The following is a 4,509-nucleotide window of genomic DNA, read 5'->3' as shown; positions in this document are numbered from 1 at the left end:
CGCCCCGGCTCGGCGACCAGCACCAGGTGCGGCCGCCCGAGGTCGACGCCCAGCCGGCGCCCCCGCGCGGTCAGCCCGGCCGGATCCCGGTCGGGAGCGGTGAGCAGGTCGGCCAGCAGCTCGCCGCGGACCCGGTTCTCCGTCTCGGCGACCGACCGCCGCAGCAGCAGGAGCAGCGCGGTCACCACTCCGGCCCGTTCGAACAGCCTGCGGTCGGCGTCGTCGAGGTCCGGCCGGCCGCGCAGCACCAGCGTGCCGAGCTGCTCCTGCCCGGCCAGCACCGCGCACACCCAGGCCCCGCCGTGGCGCACCGCGCGCCCCTCGGCCCGGGACGCCGCCGCCGTCTCGGCCGGCCCGGTGCCGGGTGCGGCGGCCCGTCCGGCGAGCGGCTCGCCCTCGGTGTCCAGTACGGCTATTCCCCCACCGAGCAGCGCGGCCACGGCCGCGGCGACGTCCGGCACCTCGGCCCCGCGCAGCACCAGGTCGGTGAGCCGGTCGTGGCCCCGCTCGGCGCGCTGGACGGCGGCGGAGTGGGCGCGGATCAGCTCGTTGGCGCTGTTCAGCTCGGCGAGCGCGGACCGGGTGTCGGCGAGCGCCTTGGCGGTGTCCAGCGCGATCGCGGCGTGCGCGGCCAGGGTGCACAGCAGTGCGACCTCGTCGGGGGAGAACGCGCGGGGCGAGCGGTCGGCGGCGAACAGCACCCCGATCACCCGCCCGCCGAGCAGCAGCGGGACGCCGATGATCGCCACCAGGCCCTCGTCGACCACGCCCGCGTCGATCACGTCGGTGTGGTGGAAGCGGTCGTCGGTGCGGTAGTCGGGGGTGGCGTACGGGCGGGCGCTCTGCGCGACCAGGCCGCCGAGGCCGTCGCCGAGGCTGAGCCGCAGGGTCTGGAAGAGGACCGAGACCGAGCCGTCGGTGACCCGCATGTAGGTGTCGCCGGCGGCTTCGTCCGGGAGGGTGAGGTAGGCGGTGTCGGTGCCCAGCAGCATCCGGGCCCGGCGGACGATCGCCTGCAGCACGGAGTCGAGGTCGCGGGAGGCGGCGAGGTCGCCGGCGGTGTCGAAGAGGGCGGTCAACTCGGCCTCGCGGCGCCGGTGCTGGCGCAGGGTCCGGTGGACCCGCAGTGCCTGCCAGGTCGCGTCGTCGATCTCGCCCAGCACGTCGGCCGGCGCGCCCCGGCGGCGCGCGTCGGCCAGCACGTCGGTGAAGTCCTCGGTGGCGGCGCCGGAGGCGAGCAGGTCCAGCAGTCGCCGCAGTGCGGGCGCCGAGCCGGCGTGGAGGTCGTTCATGGTACGGCCGCCAATCGGCAGTGGGTGTTCGTGTCCCGGGGAGGGAAGCGCGATGCTAGCCGCTCGGCCCGGGTGGCCGTAGCCCGCCGGCGCCCGTACGGTGACGGGCGCCGGCGGGCCGGACGGCGTGTCAGGCGGTGGCCGCCTTCCCCACCGTGGCCGCTCCCGGCTCCGCGCCGTCCTCGGCCGGTCGGCCGCCGGTCACCTCCGCCAGGTCGTGCCCGCGCGTCTCCCGTCCGCACAGCACCGCCAGGACGGTGATCGCGGCGGCGATCGCCACGTACACCGAGATCGGGGTCGAGCTGCCGTAGTCCTTCAGCAGCGCGGTGGCGATCAGCGGTGCGGGTGCGCCGGCGGCCACCGAGGCGAACTGCGCGCCGATCGACGCGCCCGAGTAGCGCATCCGGGTGGCGAACAGCTCGGAGAAGAAGGCGGCCTGGGGCGCGTACATGGCGCTGTGGAAGACCAGGCCGACGGTCACCGCGAGCACCAGCGACCCGAAGGAGCCGGTGTCCACCATCCCGAAGAAGACGAACGCCCACACCCCGACGCCGACGGCGCCCACCAGGTACACCGGTTTGCGCCCGACCCGGTCGGAGAGCGCCCCGAACACCGGGATCAGCGCGAACTGCACCGCCGAGGCGATCAGGACGGCGTTCAGGGCGGTCTGCTTGGGGAAGTGCACGTGCGAGACGGCGTACGCGAGCACAAAGGTGGTCATCACGTAGTACGAGATGTTCTCCGCCATCCGCGCGCCCATCGCGACCAGCACCTCGCGCCAGTGGTGCCGCAGGACCCCGACCAGCGGCGGCTGTTCGGCTTTCCCGCGCGCGGCCGCCCGGGCCAGCGCCTCCTTGAACAGCGGTGACTCGTCCACGGCCAGCCGGATCCACAGGCCGACCCCGACCAGGACCGCCGAGAGCAGGAACGGCACCCGCCAGCCCCAGGCCAGGAACGTCGCCTCCGACTGGATGCCCGTCAGCAGCGAGAGCACCCCGGCCGCCAGCAGGTTCCCGGCCGGGGCGCCGCCCTGCGGCCAGGACGCCCAGAACCCGCGCCGCCGGGCGTCGCCGTGCTCCGACACCAGCAGCACCGCGCCGCCCCACTCGCCGCCGAGGGCGAAGCCCTGCACCAGCCGCAGCAGCGTCAGCAGCACCGGCGCCGTCACCCCGACCGAGGAGTAGGTCGGCAGGCACCCGATCAGCGTGGTCGAGCCGCCCATCAGCAGCAGGCTGACCACCAGCAGCCGCTTGCGGCCGACCCGGTCCCCGAAGTGCCCGAAGACCAGCGCCCCGAGCGGGCGCGCCGCGAACCCGATCGCGTAGGTGAGGAAGGACAGCAGCGTGCCGGTCAGCGGGTCGCTGTTGGGGAAGAACACCTTCCCGAACACCAGGGCCGCGGCCGTTCCGTACAGGAAGTAGTCGTACCACTCGATCGTGGTACCGATCAGGCTCGCCGCCACGACTCTGGGCAGTGAGCGGCTCCGTGCTTGATCCGAGACGGCGGTTGTCATGGGGTCACCACTTCCGGGCCGGGGACAGGACAGGACGGGGGAACGGGGCGGGGCGGCGGAACAGGGCGGGACGGGGCGGGACGGGACGGGGGAGCGGGCGCAGCGCGAGGAGCGGGCAGGACGGGGGTGTCGCCACAAGGTAGGGAGCCGCGGTGCCCGGGACTATGTGACCGACCCACATACCCCGGTCGGCTGCCGTGGTTGGAGGAACCATCACGCCCCCGCTCAGTGCGCCGTCCAGGCGCCGTCGAGGGGGAGCGAGGCGCCGGTGAGGCAGGCGGCGTGCGGGAGGCAGAGGTAGAGGGCGAGCCGGGCCACCTCGACCGGCTCGATGAGGCGCTTGACGGCGGTGCGCTCCAGCAGGACGCGCTCGACGACCTCCTCCTCGGGCACGCCGTGGGCCCGGGCCTGGGCGGCGATCTGCTGCTCCACCAGGGGGGTGCGGACATAGCCGGGGTTGACGCAGTTGCTGGTGACGCCGTACGGCGCGCCCTCCAGCGCGACGGTCTTGCTGAGCCCCTCCAGGGCGTGCTTGGCGGTCACGTAGGCCGATTTGAAGGGGCTCGCCCGCAGCCCGTGGACGGAGGAGATGTTGACGACCCGGCCCCACCGCCGCGCGTACATGTGGGGGAGGGTGCGGCGCAGGATGCGGAACGGGGCCTCGACCATCACCCGCTGGATCTGGACGAAGCGTTCGAGCGGGAACTCGTGGACCGGGGCGACGTGCTGGAGGCCGGCGTTGTTGACCACGATGTCGGCATCGGCCGGCAGGGCCTCCACGGCCTCCGGGTCGGCGAGGTCGGTGACGTGCGCGACGCCGCCGATCCGCTCGGCCAGCCGACGGGCGGGGTCGGCGGCGAGGTCGACGACGTACACCCGGGCGCCGGCCTCGGCGAGGACCTCGGCACAGGCCCGGCCGATGCCGGAGGCGGCCCCGGTGACGAGGGCGGTGCGGCCGTCGAGCGGGCGGGCTGAAGTGGTGTCCATGGCCCAGAACGGTAGGAATCCGACGCCCGGGCTCCTATGTGGTGGTCCTCCACAGCACCCCTGAGAACTGTGGGGTTCTCCGCCATGACGGTCGCCGGCCGGCAGAAGCCCCGAAAGCCAAACCCACCCTGAGGGGTCTTCCCCACAATGGGCGCGGATGCTTCACCCGTTCGGAGGATTGCTCGGTCAGAACCACCCATAGCGCCCGAATGCTCGCTACATTCACGCCGATTCCCGACAGGGGGCGTCGCCACAGGCAGCCGAACCGCTGGTGGAGCCGGTGCGGCGTCCGAGAGGTGTTGACTGACTATGCCCCAAAGGCCTGCAACCGACAGCCCGGCGTACGGACCGCTCGACCCGCTCGACCAGCACCGGGGTCCGGTCGGCCGGGCCCTTCCGGACGCCCCCGACGCCCCGACCGCCGACGAACTGCGGCTGCCCGAGCAGGCCACGCCCGACCGGCACGCCCTCGACCGGCCCGGCCCGGGCGGCCGGCACACGCCCGGTCCGGACCGGCACACGCCCGACCGGTCCGCTCCCGCCCGGCCCGTTCCCGAGCGGCACGTCCCGGAACGGCCGCCCACCGAGCGGCACCAGACGGCCGGCACCCAGAACCTCCAACTGGCCGCCCTGATCGAGGAGGCCGGCTTCTCCCACGCCGGCCTGGCCCGCCGGGTCGACCAGCTCGGCCTGGAGCACGGCCTCGACCTGCGCTAC

Annotated in this window: 2 protein-coding genes and 2 pseudogenes; 1 reads left to right on the top strand and 3 read right to left on the bottom strand. The window is 74.3% G+C overall.

Annotation, left to right across the window (positions count from 1 at the left end; translation table 11 throughout):
* The 3 genes and pseudogenes from BI06_RS28585 to BI06_RS28575 form a co-directional block, all read right to left on the bottom strand.
* A pseudogene (locus BI06_RS28585) lies at positions 1–1,292 on the bottom strand (GAF domain-containing protein); the annotation flags it as partial.
* Positions 1,293–1,422: 130 nt separating this feature from the next.
* Positions 1,423–2,805 carry an MFS transporter gene (locus BI06_RS28580; protein WP_043472442.1) on the bottom strand — a complete coding sequence of 461 codons (1,383 nt, stop codon included), beginning with the start codon at positions 2,803–2,805 and terminating at the stop codon, positions 1,423–1,425.
* A 225-nt stretch (positions 2,806–3,030) separates the two neighbouring features.
* Positions 3,031–3,792, bottom strand: coding sequence for a 3-hydroxybutyrate dehydrogenase (locus BI06_RS28575; protein WP_030391543.1), 762 nt, complete (start codon positions 3,790–3,792; stop codon positions 3,031–3,033).
* A gap of 309 nt (positions 3,793–4,101) precedes the next feature.
* Between BI06_RS28575 and BI06_RS51240 the strand changes: the two are divergent.
* Positions 4,102–4,509, top strand: a pseudogene (locus tag BI06_RS51240) (hypothetical protein); the annotation flags it as partial.

It is taken from the genome of Kitasatospora sp. MBT66 (assembly GCF_000710405.2).
Taxonomy (GTDB): domain Bacteria; phylum Actinomycetota; class Actinomycetes; order Streptomycetales; family Streptomycetaceae; genus Kitasatospora; species Kitasatospora purpeofusca.
This window is presented reverse-complemented; position numbering and strand designations above follow the sequence as displayed.

What these genes read in the sequence shown, in the direction of transcription:
- BI06_RS28575 (WP_030391543.1), bottom strand. Translation starts at nt 3,792, where the DNA reads ATGGACACCACTTCAGCCCGCCCGCTCGACGGCCGCACCGCCCTCGTC.
- BI06_RS28580 (WP_043472442.1), bottom strand. Translation starts at nt 2,805, where the DNA reads ATGACAACCGCCGTCTCGGATCAAGCACGGAGCCGCTCACTGCCCAGA.